Origin of the sequence: Blautia sp. MSK20_18, from assembly GCF_020553125.1 — a bacterium.
Lineage (GTDB): Bacteria > Bacillota > Clostridia > Lachnospirales > Lachnospiraceae > Blautia_A > Blautia_A fusiformis.
This window is the reverse complement of sequence record NZ_JAJCGR010000025.1, coordinates 1-16944: the sequence shown is the minus strand read 5'-3', so window position 1 is coordinate 16944 and position 16944 is coordinate 1. Positions and strand designations below refer to the sequence as shown.

General features: G+C 40.8%; 16 protein-coding genes. All 16 read right to left on the bottom strand.

Annotation, left to right across the window (positions count from 1 at the left end):
• Nucleotides 1-167 precede the first annotated feature (167 nt).
• Nucleotides 168-1028, bottom strand: a complete 861-nt coding sequence (locus tag LI091_RS13160) for an LPXTG cell wall anchor domain-containing protein (RefSeq protein ID WP_173734063.1) — start codon at nucleotides 1026-1028, stop codon at nucleotides 168-170.
• Between the two features lie 74 nt (nucleotides 1029-1102).
• The gene (locus tag LI091_RS13155; RefSeq protein WP_173734062.1) at nucleotides 1103-4531 is read right to left on the bottom strand and encodes an LPXTG cell wall anchor domain-containing protein; all 3429 of its coding nucleotides are present in this window, start codon (nucleotides 4529-4531) and stop codon (nucleotides 1103-1105) included.
• A 464-nt stretch (nucleotides 4532-4995) separates the two neighbouring features.
• Nucleotides 4996-5832 carry a class B sortase gene (gene srtB, locus LI091_RS13150; protein WP_173734061.1) on the bottom strand — a complete coding sequence of 279 codons (837 nt, stop codon included), beginning with the start codon at nucleotides 5830-5832 and terminating at the stop codon, nucleotides 4996-4998.
• Nucleotides 5833-5898: 66 nt separating this feature from the next.
• Entirely contained in the window at nucleotides 5899-7152 is a 1254-nt protein-coding gene (locus tag LI091_RS13145; RefSeq protein ID WP_173734060.1) for a hypothetical protein, read from the bottom strand.
• 180 nt (nucleotides 7153-7332) lie between these two features.
• Nucleotides 7333-7905, bottom strand: coding sequence for a signal peptidase I (lepB, locus tag LI091_RS13140; RefSeq protein WP_173734059.1), 573 nt, complete (start codon nucleotides 7903-7905; stop codon nucleotides 7333-7335).
• Between the two features lie 18 nt (nucleotides 7906-7923).
• Nucleotides 7924-9306: a peptidoglycan binding domain-containing protein gene (locus LI091_RS13135; protein WP_173734058.1), complete on the bottom strand. Its 1383-nt coding sequence runs from the start codon at nucleotides 9304-9306 to the stop codon at nucleotides 7924-7926.
• 54 nt (nucleotides 9307-9360) lie between these two features.
• A complete protein-coding gene (locus LI091_RS13130) occupies nucleotides 9361-10026 on the bottom strand; it encodes a hypothetical protein (RefSeq protein WP_173734057.1) in 666 nt (221 codons plus the stop codon).
• 170 nt (nucleotides 10027-10196) lie between these two features.
• A complete protein-coding gene (locus LI091_RS13125; protein WP_173734056.1) occupies nucleotides 10197-10568 on the bottom strand; it encodes a hypothetical protein in 372 nt (123 codons plus the stop codon).
• A gap of 223 nt (nucleotides 10569-10791) precedes the next feature.
• Nucleotides 10792-11520 (bottom strand): NAD-dependent protein deacylase, encoded by a 729-nt coding sequence (locus LI091_RS13120; protein ID WP_173734055.1) that lies wholly within the window; start codon nucleotides 11518-11520, stop codon nucleotides 10792-10794.
• A gap of 96 nt (nucleotides 11521-11616) precedes the next feature.
• Nucleotides 11617-12219, bottom strand: a complete 603-nt coding sequence (locus tag LI091_RS13115) for a hypothetical protein (protein ID WP_173734054.1) — start codon at nucleotides 12217-12219, stop codon at nucleotides 11617-11619.
• The gene (locus LI091_RS13110) at nucleotides 12206-14029 is read right to left on the bottom strand and encodes an ATP-dependent metallopeptidase FtsH/Yme1/Tma family protein (protein ID WP_173734053.1); all 1824 of its coding nucleotides are present in this window, start codon (nucleotides 14027-14029) and stop codon (nucleotides 12206-12208) included. The genes LI091_RS13115 and LI091_RS13110 overlap by 14 nt, the downstream gene beginning before the upstream one ends.
• Nucleotides 14030-14424: 395 nt before the next feature.
• Nucleotides 14425-14922: a hypothetical protein gene (locus LI091_RS13105; RefSeq protein WP_173734052.1), complete on the bottom strand. Its 498-nt coding sequence runs from the start codon at nucleotides 14920-14922 to the stop codon at nucleotides 14425-14427.
• A 109-nt stretch (nucleotides 14923-15031) separates the two neighbouring features.
• Nucleotides 15032-15250 (bottom strand): hypothetical protein, encoded by a 219-nt coding sequence (locus LI091_RS13100; protein ID WP_110102544.1) that lies wholly within the window; start codon nucleotides 15248-15250, stop codon nucleotides 15032-15034.
• A gap of 116 nt (nucleotides 15251-15366) precedes the next feature.
• Nucleotides 15367-16122, bottom strand: a complete 756-nt coding sequence (locus tag LI091_RS13095) for a hypothetical protein (RefSeq protein WP_265191226.1) — start codon at nucleotides 16120-16122, stop codon at nucleotides 15367-15369.
• Nucleotides 16123-16128: 6 nt separating this feature from the next.
• Nucleotides 16129-16509 carry a hypothetical protein gene (locus tag LI091_RS13090; protein ID WP_173734051.1) on the bottom strand — a complete coding sequence of 127 codons (381 nt, stop codon included), beginning with the start codon at nucleotides 16507-16509 and terminating at the stop codon, nucleotides 16129-16131.
• Between the two features lie 112 nt (nucleotides 16510-16621).
• Nucleotides 16622-16801, bottom strand: coding sequence for a hypothetical protein (locus LI091_RS13085; RefSeq protein ID WP_110102542.1), 180 nt, complete (start codon nucleotides 16799-16801; stop codon nucleotides 16622-16624).
• Between the last annotated feature and the right edge of the window lie 143 nt (nucleotides 16802-16944).

The window sequence follows — 16944 nt, the reverse complement described above, 5'->3', positions numbered from 1 at the left end:
TTTTGCCGATAAAAAAAGCCCTCATCTGTGAATAAATGAAGGGCTTTTTTTATCTATTTTTGCTGGCTTCCTATCGGCTGAGCGCTTTTTGTTTGATACCTCGCCGTATCGGCTCGGCACCAGATTAAAATTGATAACTCTCCGTTCGGCCCGGTACCAGATTAAAATTAATTTTTCTTTTTCTTCTTATAAATCAGCACTCCTGCGGCAGCACCAAGGCAAACAACAATCAGCGCTCCGATTGCGATGATATTGTTCTCATCTCCTGTTTCTACAACATTATTCTGCACTTCCACGTTTCCTACTGCTGTATCAGCGGCTGCCTGTTCAGGCTGTGAATTACCTTCTGCTTCTGTCGTTTCAGGCTGTGCTGTATTGTCTTCCGGTTTTGCCTCTGGGGTAGCGGTTGGCTTCGGCGTTGCAGTCGGTTTTGGAGTTGCCGTTGGGCTTGGCGTTGCAACTTCGTTGACGGTACAGGTGTAACCTTCTACTGTCTTCATGTCTCCATCTGCACCAAGAACCGTGTAAGAGATGTCGTAAGTTCCAGCCTCTTCATTGTCTACCTCATCGGTATTTAATGTTACGGAACTTACATAATCATCGAATGTACATCCGGATTCTGTAGGCAGTTCATCCCCTTTGTCAATCTCGATATCTTGCATGCCCTCTACATGTGATGCCAACTCAGGTTTTACGGTGCATTTTACAGTTGCAGTCCTGTCTGCGCCATGGCTGTCTTTAAAAGTGTATTTAACATCATATTCACCCGGCTCGCTTGTATGTACACCACTGATATCAGGTGTTATAGAATCAATATTGATATTTGATTCGGTACCTTTGAACTCTTCCTCTACGGATGGGAGGTCTTCTTTTTCGTATACCGTGATAGCCGGCAGGCTGGATATCGTTTTCGTCATATCCTGCTCATATTTTTTTTCTACTACTTTTTTCTGGTATACAGTATAGCCCCCAGCGCCTCCAGCGGCTAAAACTGCAACAAGCACTACAGCAATTAATCCTTTTTTCATTATGTTTTCCTCTTTTCTATGAATTTTTATGTATGAGGCAGCACAGGCTGCCTCATGTAATGGTTACATCGTTCTTATCTTTTAATGAATTTCTTCAGTGAAATAAATGCTGCTGCAAGTGCCGCCATGATTGCAGCCCCTGCTATTGCAATGATACTCATATTATCGTCGCCGGTTTTTACTCCGCTCGTTGTGGCAACATCGCTTCCCTTCTCTGTTGCTCCTGAACCGGAACCATCAAGAGTCGTAGATGTATTTCCGTTTGGGGTTGGGGTATTATCTGTTACATCAGACGCTCCGTATTTCTTTAATTTGGTCTTGCCTTCTTCCAGGTCATTTTTGATGGCATCTTCTGTTGTGTCTGAGTTAATCTTTTCTACGTAAGAATCAAACACTTTCTGTGCATCTTCTTTCTTGTCTGAAGGAACCGTGTCAAGCATTTTCTGGAGTGTACTGATTGCGTCTGCCCTTAGCTGTGCAAGTTTCGATGCATCTGCCGTGCTGCTCGCATCAACCCCTGCGTCTTTCAGTGCCTGCTGACATCCATCAACAAGTTTATTGATATCATCTTCTGACGTTGCTTTGTTGATTTTGTCTGTGTAAGTATCGATAATCTTGTTCGAAGTATCTGTAGGATTTGTTACCATTGCTTTGATTTTTGCTATCGCATCCGTTTTTGCTTGTGCAAGTTTTGCTGCTGCGTCCTGCGCGGTTACAAGCTTCGCAAGGTTGTCTTTAGCAAGGTTGTAACATTTTTCCATTGCTGTTTCATTTTTTGCTTTGTTAATGTTCTCTTTCTGCTTGTTGATTACTTCCTGTGCTTTCTGAGAATATGTATCATCTGTAAATTTGTACTCTGTAAGGAGTGCATCCATCTTATTGTTAAATACGGACCGCATTGATGTCAGGTATGCATTGTTGTAATCCGTTTTTGCCTGGGCGTAAATCTTAGAGCATTCAGATGCAGACTGTGCATTTTCAATGTTTGCTTTCGCAGTGCTGATGATGCTGTTCATATCTGCTGTTACATACTCAGACTTCACTTTTGACTCAAGAACAGACAATTTACTTAATGTGTCTGCTTTCACTGATGCAAGTTCTTTGTCTTTTTTGTAAGCATCTGTAGTTGTCTGCACGTCAGATTTAAATCCCTCTACTATATCTTTTACTTCATCCTCTGTTGTAGCATTCTCTATTTTTTTCAGTGCGGCACCAGCCAGCTGCTGAATTGAGGCCTTCAGTTCTTCGTCAGACTGATTGTCTACAGTATTCTGAATCTCTTTCTTGGCGCTCTCTTTCACTGAACTCAGACCCTCATTATTTGTAATTTCATCTTTCAGGTCCTTGATTTCGCTTTTAGCATCACTGACAATAGTCTCTACTTCTTCTGCAGATGCTGCGGTATCAATTTTTTTAAACACCTCGTCTTTAATCTGACCTTTCTTGTCTGTTACTTCTTCATTGTCACTTGTAATCTCATCAAGCGCTTTCTGGATTTCTGACTTTGCATCTTCTTTTACTTTTGTGAGGTCTGCATCTGGGGTTCCGTTCGTAGCTTTTACGTAAGCGGCATAAGCCTCCGCTTTTGTTTCTCCAGAAATTGTTTCACCGGCGCGTCCGGTAAGATATGCTGTAAACTCATCCACGTCGCTCGTGATAGCCTTATGGATATCTGAAATCTTATCTTCTCCATCAGAAATATCACTTGGTGTGCCGAGTAATATGATTTCGTCAATTGTTTCCGTTGTATCGCTGTCTGGAGCAATTCCCTTAAGGTCTTTATACAGAGCAAACATTGAATCCATGTCACCTTCAATCGCAGCTTTCACATGGGCAAAAGCGCTGTCTGCGGAATTTGTTACGGAATCAATCTCTTTCGCTGTTGTGCATGTATCGAGTTTGAAGATTAATGAACCGTATACATTCTGCAGTACGGTTGTTTTATCCTTGATTCCATCCATAGCAGCATTGATTTTCTTTTTCGCCTCGCTCTTCAGCGCATCAATAGATGAATCATCCTGCGCAGCGATTTTTTCGATGCTTTCAATTCCTTCATCCATTGCCTGCTTAGCGTCTTCAACCGTTTCGGATTTCTTGATTTTTGCGACTGCGTCTTTTAATACATCGTTTGCCATGTTTTTTTGCGCATCTGTGACGAATTCCATGGACTCAAATTTACTATACATTTCCCCAACATATCCGTTTTTAGTTATATAGAGCTGCTGGTCATTAAGGATTGATGTGGCTGTTTCTGTCAATTTGTCCAACACTGCCTGCATTTCTTCCTCATTTTTCTTCTTGTTGATTTCCGCTTTTGCTGCTTTTACGGCTTCATCCCATTTGCTTTTGAAATCTTTTTCGGTAAACTTACCTTTTTCAATCTCGCCGGCTTTTTCACACATCTGCTTTCTCAGTTCCTTAAGGACCGGGTCTTCAGATACTGCACACTGTTTATTTACAATCTTAGTGGTACCATCAACTCCTTTGATGATATAAGAAATCGTATACACTCCGATTGTGTTTTTGTCTACTTTTGAAGTGTCAAGTGATACAGACACGACTTTTGTATCATCATAGGAAACGCGTGGACTCGGAAGGTCATCTCCAAGCTGGATTTCAATATCGTCAAGCCCTTCCACATATTCATCAAGGCTTCTCTTCTCTTCTTCTGTAGAATCTGAATCTGTTGTTACGTCTCCTGGGGTATCCGGGTTTGTTGTATCAGACGGCGTTTCTTCTGTAGTTGAGTCATCTGCTCCGTTCTGGTCTTCGTCTTTAGTAACTGAATCTGTGTCGTTTGGTGAGTCTGTAGCACCTGTCTCATCTGGATTTTCCGGTTGTTCGGATACCGCTTTAAAAAGAGTAGCCGGAATTGCTGTTGTTCCGCCTGCACTGATGTATACCGTATCAGCCTCAGCAATTGTTCCGCATACAGCAAAATCTTCATCTTTACTGCTATCTGCAATCAGTGCACGCCTGATATCCCGTCCTGGCATAAAAGCATCCTCTCCATAAACACTTTCAAATGTCAGAGCAACCTGGTATTTTGATGCAGCAATCGCTTCTGCACTTTCATCTTTGGTAAGTTCGGCTACCTTATCTACCATATCCATTTCGCAATTGTAAATAGAATCTGTATCTATCTCGCTTCCATTGATGTACTCATTTAATGAATCCGCATATCTTCCAAATACATCATCAGAAAAAACAATGTTGCTCAGTTTAGGCCCGAAATCGGCTGGTGTATCTGCGACTTTTGCACTCTCGTCTGTTGCATAATCAATCATTTTCTGGACAGCTGTATCAGTATCCTGTTTATCCTGGCTCTCCTCATCGCTCTGCTCTGCCTCAGACGCTCCTCCTTCTGTTTCTGGGACCTCAGCTGCGGTCTCCTCTACTGCGGTAGACTCGGAACCGTCTTCCGCTGCCATAACTACTGTGCCTGGCACAGCCATTGTTGCTGACATGCCTAAAAGCATGGCTGAAATAACTTTATTTTTCATTTCTTTTATCTCCTATTTTTTTTGCTTTCGCATATTTTTTTGCTGGTTCTTTTAGAACTATCTGCAGGTATCATTTGTCTGCGGCTAAAGCCTACTGTGCTCAGCCTAACGGCTTCACTTGTCAGCCTTTACGAGGCTTTGGTGCACGCGCGGTATCATCAATTGATAACTCGCCAGCAAAGCCGGACCCGTTACCTGACTTCGAACGGGGATTTCGACCCGCGCGCGAAGTTAAAACTGGGACATTTTACCCGCGGACGACTTTTGGTCGGCCGCGGCTTCCCCGTTCTACGTTGATAGCAAAGGGGTTTGCTCCGAGTTATCGGTCGGCCGTATATGCCATGCCTGCATGTTCTCTATATTCAATATGCAAAATAAAATTTTTTTTGTAACACTTTTTCTTGACAATTTATTTTTGTCAAAAAAAAGATGACCGGACATTATATCCAGTCATCTTTTTGCACTCATTCCGGTTCTACTCTTACGCCCTGTACTACAAATCTTGTTGAAGAATCGCCTGTACATGTTGAAAGTGTAACAATCTTATCAGTTTGTTTAAATTGATAATCTCCTGTATTTATCAGCGATTTTGCCTTCATACTTTCACCATATTCAATAGTCTCTTTTCCCGGGCCCTTAATCAAAGTGTACGTATCGCCATCCACATTTGCCACATACATCGCAAAAATCTTATATTTATATGCTTCTTTTGGCGTGATTACCCAGAAGTATGGACTTTTATCAATGGTCTCCTGCAGCTTATATTGTTTTAATGTTCCGAACATAGAACCATTCTTCATATTGTGCCCATAAACTATGGTATTCTGGTCGGAAAAATCTTTTGTGTTCTTGCAGTCAACAAAAATAGAACCTGCGAAAATAGATTCTTTTTTGTATGTGTGATGTAAATAAAAATCATTATCACTTCCCTGGACAATCGGGTAATTAATGTTTGGTAAAGCCTCCATATAAAGCCAACCTGCTACATCTTGATTAATGCTCTTCAACTCATCAAAATTAATTTCCAACGGTGACGTCCAATGTTTGGTCTCATGTCCTTTTGCGTCTTTCAGTTTTTTTATTTCCTCCGCGTCCGCATCTCTTTCTTTGACAACCGTGTCTGCAATTTCGTTGTACTCATCGACACCCGCTTTGTATTCCATCATGATAGAATATAATTTATAACCAGAGACAGCGGCGACCGTAATCGCAACGACAAAAATCACAATCAAGACAACGTCGCTGGCTGTCATCTTCTTTTTTTTCTTTTTTCTGCTTTCTTTCGCTCCTATCTTTTCCATTCAGGCAGCGTCCTCCTCTCGTCTGTTTTCAGAAAAAAGCAGGCTGAATATATCAGCCCGCGCTGCTTATCTTCCGATAAGACTATTCAGATAATTATATAGTTCAGTGCTTGTTGCCTCGTCATAATCTTGTCCGTCTGTTGTACTAAATCCAGAACTTACAAGATGATTGTAAGCATCAATAAACGGAATGCTCAGGTTCTGATACATGTAGGTATTAAATGTTGAAATCTTCTGGTTTGAAGTGGTGCTTTCAGCAGATACCGGTCCCACTGCTACAAAATAAACAGAGGCTCCCTTGTCCTGCCACTCTTTCGCTTTTGTATTGATGGAAGATGCGTAAGCCTGGTAGTTATCAAGGTCGTTAATGCCCATACTGATAAATATTTTTGTTCCATTTCCAATCTTTGTATCTACATCCGGGTATGCCGTATCTGTCATCCATGAAAAATCACCAGATGCAGAGCACTCCCATAAATCAGACTGCCCGCTAGCGTAGTTTGCCATTGTTCGGAATCTCTCATCACCAAGGAAAATTACCCCTGCCGGCTCTTGTGACTGTGAGTCTGAGTCCGCAACAGTAGTATCACCGGTGTTCTCGGCTTCCGTGCTGTCTGTTTCATTATTTGCATCAACAACATCCGTGTCCTCTTCTGTATTTGGTGTGTCTGTTGGCATTGGAGTAGCAGTTGGTAATGGCTTTGGCGTTGAAGTCGGCATGGCATCGTTTTCATCTGTACTGCCATCTTCATCTTCGTCAGTGGAATCACTGTCTGCATCAGCACTGTCTGCACCGTCGTCGGTCTCCGTACTGTCTCCACCGAAATCTTCTTCGTAGTCGCTGTCTTCACTTGCGCTGTCAGCCTCAGGCGTCGGCGTCTCTGTTACTTCGGCTGCTTGCTGCTCCTGATGCGTTCCTTCACTATTTCCTTTTAATTTCTGGTATGTACATACGCCTGCCGCTGCTACGGCCGCTGCGACAATGATTGCAATGATAATGATTTTCTTCTTTCCGCCGTTTTCTTCTTCATCGTCATCGTCGTCATAATCATAGTCGTCTTCTTCCTCTTCCTCGTCATGGATTATTCCTTGTTTCTCCTTTTTGGTATTTGCTCTTTCAGTGTCCGCTGCTTTGTTGGGCGTCGTCTTTCTTTCAAGTTTGTTATTAACCCGGGCCTCTGCTTCCTCCTCTCCTTCCGGTACTTCCGGTTCTTCCGGTTCTTCCGATTCTTCATCAAGGTCGTCATCAGTTCCGCCTATCATAAAGTTCTCGTCTTCATCATCTTCTTCGAGATTGTAATTCTTATCTTCTTCTCTCATTATTTATTTTTTCCTCCTGTTCTTTCTCTGATATCGTTTCGATGTATGCAAAACGGCCAGCGCAACAGAAAACTGTCGCGTTGGCCGGAAGGAGTCCTGCATATCGACATCTTTTATTTTAGCATGCCCGTCTAAACCGGACCCTGCCCATCAGAGAGTCGTTACAGGGTTGTTATTTTGTTACTTTACCACCTTGAACCCCTTCCAATACCTGAAAGAAGCCTTGGCTACTATTTGGTCAGCGGATACATATGGATTATCCCAATACCGTGAATCTGCGGATTCATTCCTGTTGTCTCCCAACATGAAATAGCATCCCTCAGGGACATTGAATTCCATATCGGGTTCTGCCTCCATTTTTTCACGGATAAACGAATCATCGAGTGGAGTGGAACTGTCATTGATGTAGACCTTTCCTTTTTTGATTGTTACTTTTTCCCCCGGTAGACCGATGATTCTTTTAATATAAATCATGCTTGGGTCATCCGGGAAATGAAACATAACAATATCAAATCTTTCCGGGTCGTGTCCAAACTTATAGGCGAGACGGTTGCCGATTACCCTATCGCCAGTCATCAGTGTGTTTTCCATTGATTCGGATGGAATATAAGCATTCATAAGTACCTGTGTATATAATACGACCATTGCAACCATTGTCATAACGGCTATCGTCAGGTATACAACTATAGTATGCCGAATATTTTTTAAATCGTTCGTTTTTTCTTCTTCTTTTTTAACTTTATCTTCTTCCATGAAATTTTCCTCGTCTTTCTATTCTGTTCCTTGTGTAGTCTGTCCCGTGATATTGGAATCATCGTAGACTATAATCGGCCAGTTGTCCTGAAATGTGGTGAATATTGTATTCATAGATGTTTCATCAACAGCAATGCATCCCTGTTTTACACCATTCGATGTTGCCGTTGCTGAAATATCTTCGTTTCCGGAGAAACCAGGCATCGCCGCAGCATCATCAAACTGATAAACAGCACCATCTCCGAAATACATGATATTTTTTGTACCGTCTTCTGCTGCTGCCTCTCTCAGCTTTAATCTATAGAATCCGGATGAGATGTCTGTGCCAAACCTTGCCTGACATTGAGCCACTGGATTTCCATCCACGTATAAGACCACACTTCCATGTGACTTATCGATTTCCAGATAAGAATGACCGATGTCGTCTGAATTCCTGCTGACTGTACTCTGGCTGTATGTTGGATTCACAACATCAATTGTTTTATCTGTAATCATCTGTTTTAAATCCTGTGCCGTCTTCTTTATATCTATCTGCCACCCATAATCGCCTCCGGAAATGCTGGAAGTCCGATTATCATAGGTGACAAAGCTTCTTTCATTTCCAATTGTATCATATTTTTCTGCCAATGATTTCACATACTCTTCAATCTTTTTCTGGCTCAGTTTAAAATCTTTACTGAGCATATTTTTTCTTATCGTCTCAACATCCACAGTTTCTTTTCTATCCCCAAAGTCATATGTTATGATAACATCTTTGATTGAGTTTAAAAAATCACACTGCTTTTGCAATTCTTTCCCATCTGTTTTTTCTGCCTCTTTGTAGCATCCTTTGTCTTCAAGGTTTACGCTCTTGTGCCATTGCCTTATGGACGTTTCTATCACCTGTTTTGCTTTCTCCCTGTCGAGTTCAGTCCCTACGACCTGCTGCGCTACCTGGTAAAACCCATCTGTGTCAACGATACGTGCACTCTCAGGGCTCACCATATTGTGCATACATTTTAATTTCGCGATTGATTTTTGTATCTTTGCTGAATCTATCGCATAACTTTCCTCATCAAGATTATGTTCCTTTATTTCTGGCATAAACCATAATCTATAATCTTGATTGTTGATGATGTTCACTAGTCCTTCTTTTCCATTGAACGTCATTCCTACATCTTTTGCAGTTAGTTTTTCGACCCCTCCATTCCTCGTATCTATGGCGATTGCGTAACTACTGACTTCTTTTGATAGCAGCGCCTCGGCTTCGTTAACCGTCTTAAACGCACAATGGAAACCGTTGATTGTAGTGCCTATTTTAAAATGTGTCTGAAAATACGCCATTCCCAGAAAATAGGATGTGCCCAGTATAATACATAGCACACATAACATTGTAATGATTATCTTTCTTGTTGTCTTCATTTTTTCTGCTCCTTTGCATATCGTTTTCTTACAGTATGCAAAAAACAGTCTGGTTTATGATGCGTATTTCTTTAAAATCTCATAATATTCATTAATCTTTTCTGCCTCTTCATTGCTGCCGCCGGCATCCGGATGTGCGGTTTTCATAAATTGTCTTCTACGTTCTTTCAGTTCTTTTTCTGTAAAAGGCATCTGAAGTTTATAAAATTCAAGTGCCATCTCATAATCGCTCTTCATATTTGTTCTTCCAGAATAGTTATAAGAATAATCTCTCTGACCGGTTCCGGTATTGCTGTAACCATAACCGGCATTTCCGGAATTATATCCGTAACCGCTATAACCATAATATCGACCACCCTGCTGCTGATTTTGGTATCTTTGGTATCCATTTTCAGCGTTACTATATGCGTTATTGCTATCGCTATTATTGTCATATGTATATGAATAATGGTCTTCTGCATTTGCATCGTTTCCTAATGCATATAAAATCATTCGGCAAATAAATGAAGGGATTATTATCAGAACTGAAAGGACGAGACCAAGAAGAGGATAGATAACCAATACAGAAAACAGTACGATAAAAACGTTCATGCCGTCTTTATTCACAGCAATCCAATGGCCGGTCATAATGATGCACATGACGATAGTTACAATTCGCGCAATATCCGGCGAATGATAGCCGATTACAGTGAGAATCTTTTTTAGGATATTTTTAGCCATCTTCTTTCTCCTTTCTTTCTATTTTCTAGTTATATTATACGTTATTTTTGAGATTGCTGCAAATTTTTGCGAATTCAGTTTTTTAAACAAAATATAACAGCAGGTTTTCGTGAACCGAAACCTGCTGTTGTTTAATATTATTAATTTTGTGCGTAATAGCAGTATTTTTTTTATCCTGCTAACTTGTCGTCTGTAAAATCGTCTCCATTGCCATCGATAGCATCTCCAATACCGAGAGCATTTACAATAAGTGCAATTCCCATAAGTGCAATTCCACAAACTGCAGTCTGCACCGCATCAGCCTTAGAATCAGCGTCAGAACGTTTAGTTGCAAGAATAAATTGAATAATTGCCCAAACAAAAATCGCAGCGCCAACATACTTAAACATTGAACACATTAAACTGATAAGGTTATTCATAGTGGCGGAAGCGCTGACTGCTGCAAATGCCGGCATGATAAACATCATGCTTCCCAGCACCATCATCGCCAGGCACCATGCCACCTTCTTGTAGTCAATCTTTCTTTTTGCTTTATTTCGCATTGGTTTTTCCTCCTGTTAGATTTTTCTGCGCTTTCTCTTGCGCATCTATATTTATTTTGCAAAATCCAGGTGCTTTTAAAAATCGGGCCGGAGGATTACCAATCGGCAAAGCCCTGTTTCTTTTGTCCCGCTTTTTTGCATCTCTTTTGCATTCATATACAATATGAAAAATAAAAAATTTTTTGTAACACTTTTTGACCAACTTTTGAAAATAAATTTTTTCTTATTTTTTCAGCTGAATCTGAGCGAAGGTTTCTCCAATTGGCTCACGGATAACCAAATCTGCATGCATATCACGCGGTGACGGGGTTTTGTTAATCACCACCAGATGATTACCGTAAAAATAGTCAATCAAACTGGCGGCAGGCCAAACAGAAAGCGATGTTCCTCCAATGATGAGTACCTGCGCTTCACGGAGTGCCCTTGCGGCCTTGGCCATAATACCGTCATTGAGATTTTCTCCATATAGTACTACATCAGGCTTGACAATTCCACCGCATTTACAATGCGGTACTCCATCAGAATCCTTAATGTAATCAAGGCCGTATGTCTTTCCGCATTTCGTACAATGATTGCGGTATACGCTTCCATGCAGCTCCAGTACATTTTTGCTTCCGGCCATCTGATGCAGATTGTCAATGTTCTGCGTAATAATAGCCTTAACTTTTCCAGCTTCTTCCAACTCAGCCAATTTTAAATGTGCAGCATTTGGCTTTACTGCATCGCATAACATTTTATCACGGTAAAATTTAAAAAATTCTTCCGGGAATTTTTTAAAAAACTGCTTGCTTAAGATTGTCTCTGGCGGATACTCGTATTTCATATTATACAGCCCGTTCTGGCTTCTGAAATCCGGGATGCCGCTTTCTGTTGAGACCCCTGCGCCTCCAAAAAATACAATGTTGTCGTGGTTATCGATTAGTTCCTGCAACTTCTCTATTTCTTTCGTCATTTCTTTTCCTCCTTCTTTTTTTTATATTTACAATATGCAAAATTTCTTTCCTGAAATACGCACAATTTTCTCTGTATGCAAAATAAGAGGCAGCCGCTATTCTTCGGCTGCCTCTTCACTCTTTTCTTTTTTCTGTTCTTCCTTCTTGCTTAAAAGACTGTATATATTTTTATTTCTATCCAGTGCTATCAGGATAAATGCTGTATCTGTGTCGTTTTTGTACATCTTTGCCATTTTTCTATTGAGTGTAAATTCCTGATAATACACATTTTCCTGTTCATCCTGAATCTTTACAGTTAGTTTGCCAAAATTTGTTCCATAGCCCGGCATCACATGATGCACTTTAACATCTCTTATCGTGTACTTTCTTTCTTTGACTATCTTGTCAAGCTTTTTATCCACAACAGCAAAGCGGTATGTATTTACAATAACAATCATGGCAAACACAGCAAGAGTGATAAAGAAATAAATGGTTATTTCTGATTTCGATTTTACATGGATATAAATATATACGATAATAAATGCAATCCCAATTATTGACCATAGAACAGATGCCAAAAGCTCTCTGCTTATTTTTTTATGCATTATATCTTCTATATATTCATGGTCTTCGTCCTCTGGGGGATGAAGACCAGCCATTTTGCTGATTGGCAGTTCACCCCTGCCGGTCATTCTGTTAAAAAAATTATCTTTCTGCAATTTTTCTGATTTCCTCCCCTGTGAGTGTTTCCTTTTTCATAAGTTCTTCTGCAATATCCCGCAGCCTGTCAATGTTTTCTTTCATTAGTATCAGAGACTGCTCCTGAAGTGCCTTCGCGAGTTTGACCGCCTCTTTTGTAATGACTTCCGGCTTTACATCGAGATTATCCAGATTCAGCAGTCCGAACTCATCATTCATGCCATATTCTACAATCATTTTCTTGATGATGTCTGTAGCCTTTTCAATATCATTTGATGCCCCGGTTGTAACTCCTTCCTCTTCGCCGTTGCTCTCTGCCAGCAGTGCTTCAGCATTTCTTCCTGCATACAGCATGATTACCTGCTCTTTTAATTCTTTGACTGTGAATAATCCAAGTTTCTTTGGAGTGATAAAGGTTGCGCCTCCAGCACCAGATGTTGACGGGATGATGGATGCCTTTGTTAGGTCCTGACCAAGCAGAAGCCCTGCCAGCGCATGTCCTGCTTCGTGCCATGCTACGACTTCAACATTATTTCTTTCACCGTTCCTTCTTAAATGCCCTTCCATTAACTGCTTCATCCATGCTTCATCAAGGATTTTTCTGTCGATGATTCCGTTATTATCTCTTGCTGCAATAATAGCCGCTTCGTTTAATACAGTCTTGATTGTCGCCGGGCTGCTTCCCATGGTCTCTTTTGCAAATGTATCAAAATCAACGTCCTCGGCAAATTTCTTGTTATTCGTATAAAGGTCAATAATAGCCCTTCTTTCTTTTGCGCTTTCCGGAAGGCTGACTGCAAAATGGTTATCAAATCTTCCTGGCCTTGTCAGCGCCGGGTCCAGGTCTTCCAGCCTGTTTGTTGCTGCAATCACCACAACACCATTGCTTCCGTCAAATCCGTCCATCTCTGAAAGCAGCGTGTTCAGCGTCTGTCTGTCATAATTATTCTGTTTGGAGTGCCTGCGGCCGCCCATGGAGTCAATCTCATCAATAAAGATGATGCATGGTGCATTGTTCTTTGCGTCGTCAAAAAGTTTCCTCATTTTGCTCGCTCCAACACCGACATACTTCTCATCAAAGTCTGAACCAGACGTTGCAATAAACTTTACTCCGGCTTCTCCTGCTACAGCCTTTGCCAGAAGTGTTTTTCCTGTTCCTGGAGGGCCGTAAAGCAGCACACCTTTCGGTATATCTGCGCCTGCTTCTTTATATTTATCCGGATTTTTCAGGAAGTCAACGACCGTCATGAGGTCTTCTTTTACCTCATCCAGGCCGGCAACGTCTTTGAATTTAACATTACTTTTTTGTTCTTTCTTTCTGGTTGATTTTATGGAACCAATACCCATTATCTTTGTCATTGCATAGAATAAAGCGGCATACATAAGTAACTGAACTGCCATCATAATCGGCGTTTCATACTTCTTGAGCATTTCTGATTCTTTAACTTCTACGCCCTGCTCCAGCATATCTACTTTAAAATCATCGTATTTTGGATTTGACGTTGTATATTCTTTATCTTTTTTGTCATAGGCAGTGATGGCCTCGTCATCTTCATTCCACTTGATTTCCTTAATCTGCCCCGCATCCACCATATCCAGGAATTTTTCATATTTTATTTCTTTTGGCTTTCCTGGCCTTCCAGGACCCGAACCGACATAAAGCCCAGCTCCAGCGGTAACTATCAGAACGGCCAGTATGATATATGAAATAATTTTTACTATCTTATCTTTTCCGGGGCCCTTTCCTACTGTTCCATCGTTCCTGCCGTTATCTCTGTCTGTTACGTTTGACTTCACCGTATCTTTTTTTACGTTGTCTTTTTTTCTCATTTTTCTATTGTTTCCTTTCTGCTATATTTTTTTTCTAACTGTAATATGCAGAATCTTTTGATTTCCGTTCGTTTTTTGCGAACAAAAAACCTGGAGATGATTCTCCAGGTTAGTCTTTGCACATAGCGAGAATTCTTAAGGCTTCAGCAAATATGGCAAAAAAGCTGCCGCGAAGCGGCAGCTTGCAAGAAAATCAAAATACTTTATGCAAATGTATATGTTTTTGCGGTCTTTTCTCTGCATATCCTTTTTTTCTTTTGATTTTCCTCATTATTTTTCTTCCTTTCTTTTGCTTGCAGGTGTGGGAATCCCTCGACTTTAGTCGCGTGGATGTTTCAAAAGAAAAAATGCCGCCGCAAAATGCGACGACATACCATAGTTCAGTCATAGAATTATTATGCCATTTTTTTATAAACTTCCAGAAGTTGTTTAACTTCTTCAGACTCGCAACACTTTTCTAATGCTGCAATACAATCCAATACTGGCGTGCTGATTCTTACCTGAACCTTTAAAGGGCCACATTTGTTATCTTTTGATTTAACCTCAAATACCGCATAAATCCCATAGAATCCATCCTGATTTTTCACATCAAGGAATTCATCTGAATGTTCTAATTGCATCTGATGTTCACAAGAAATATTCTGTAGCCATTTCAGGAGGGTTGTTGCGTCACTTTTAGAGTCCACAATTACCATAACATTAATTGTATCGTCTGCATTTAATGCCGCATCAATTCCGGTTTTACAATCTGGCCTTTTTATAAATCCATCAGTTGATACAATCGCCACTTTTGAAAAACGTGCTGCCTCGCCAATCGCGGCATCCATACACCACATTGCCCGCTGCATGTATTTATAGTGTTCTCCATAGAATTTTTCTACTGATTTCTCCATATCATTTTCCTTTCTTTGCTGATTCAATAAAAATTTTCATTCTTAATATGCCAATTCTCCATTTTTACAAAAAAAAATACAGCCAAAATTTCTGGCTGTATCAAAAAACTTAAACCTGCTGGCAGATTTCTCCATATCCATAGCATCCGCCCCCTTCTGCGTCCACAGTCCAATGTGGCATATTGTTGTCATCTACCCAAAAATATGCATCATGTGCCGCAGTTATGATTCTGGCAGCATTCGGATTGAATTCGCCATCCACAAAAAATTTGTCTCCTTTTCTTATTTTCTGAATAGCCTCTTCCGGCATTAGGATGTATTTTACCATTTCTTTTTTCTCCTTTCTTTTTTTATATAAATAATATCATATATCTGTAATAATATGAAGGATTTCTATTTTTACAAAAAAAAACAAGCGCCGCCGAAGGCAGCGCCCATTAAGCCTCAATCCCACAACGCGAAGAAATATTTCTTCATTAAATCAAACACCTCATCTTTGCATTTTTCTCTATACGCCATCAGTCGTTTCTCCTCTTCCATATGCAGCCGGCTGATTTCTTCGTACTCCGGCAGTTCACTCATAAAATGCACTCTCCTGGAGCCTGTCTTTTTTGCTTTTTCTTTTTCTTCTTCTGTTTCCAGGCCTTCCCCGAAGAAACCGTATTTATCAAAGAATTCATCAGAGGCTTTTGAATATTCTTTTTCGTATTTATTTTTCTCACTGCATGTCTCTTCGTCAAGTTCCCGCCAGAGAAAAATCATCCGGTCAAGAATTTTGTCCCATTCTTTATGGCAAGCATCGTTCTGCATTATGCCATGCTCGTCAGTATAATTTTCACCGAGCATCGCCGGGCTCCCCATCCGGTTATCTTTCAGATGCTGCAGCATTGCTGGCATCAGTTCTTCCAGATATGTATACATACTCCACACATCAGAGTCAGCAAAGCCTCTTTTTGCTCTTTGCTTTGACCATTTGATGCATCTGAAGAAATGTTTGATTTTTGCTAACATTCGGGATTTTTTCCCAAGCCCGCACATTACGAATCCATTTCCATTCCAGATATTCAGCAGAGAGTCATCTTCGTACATCTTCTTATTGCGGCGCTGCTTGCGCGAAGGCCGTTTGCAGGTGGAGGACTTTGTCTTTAGACTTCTTTTTGGTTTGGTTTTTGTTTTTGTTTTGAGCTTCTTTTTAAGCATTTTGAATCATCTCCTTTTCAGGGTGTATGTATCCTTCGTGTTGCCGTGTATGTCGCATATATTCAGCTTAGCAAAAGAATTTCTTTTCAGCAAAGCTGTGACATCGCTGGACAGAAAACATACTGTTTCGGTGTGTGTGTTACCGTTCTGACGGTATTGAAGTCCAAGATATTTGTTTTCGGCATGCTTAGCAATCCAGTCTGCATCCAGAACAATAGTCTCACACGTGTGGTCTGAGAGAATCTCCTGGCTTGCTGCATTTTTGTCGTCTGACAGAAACCAATCCAGATTCTGTGCATTATTTCGTATATCTTTCTCGTCTTCTGCTACTGCGTGGCAGATTACGAAAAAAGTTGAGTTATCCAAGACTAGTATTTTTTCAGGCATTTTTTGTCTCCTTTGTTTTTTCTATACATAATATGCGGGATTTTTTGGAGAGAAGAAAAATTTGCGAAAAAAGAGCCTGCAGAATTTCTGCAGGCAAAATTGCTTCACGGAGTTATCTTCCGTATTGGAAATCTCCGTTAGAATCCACGAACTCATCCCACCAGTCCTCGCCGTCAAAGACCTCATATCCGGTTGCATGGCAAAGTTCAGAGTTTCCGTCCACATCAAAACGCTTATCAAACGGCATTTCCTCAAGGTGGCGGCGTTCTTTCCAAAATTCATGTTCGTTCATATCTTTTTTTCCTTTCTTGAATGGTATTGCTAGATACATGTGAACTACTCGGCAATTAAATTACCGAGCATCTGATGTGCGGAGCCTAGGCCCCGTAGATTCAGGGTGGGTCCATACCACCACTACTGTTTTTTACGCAGCTA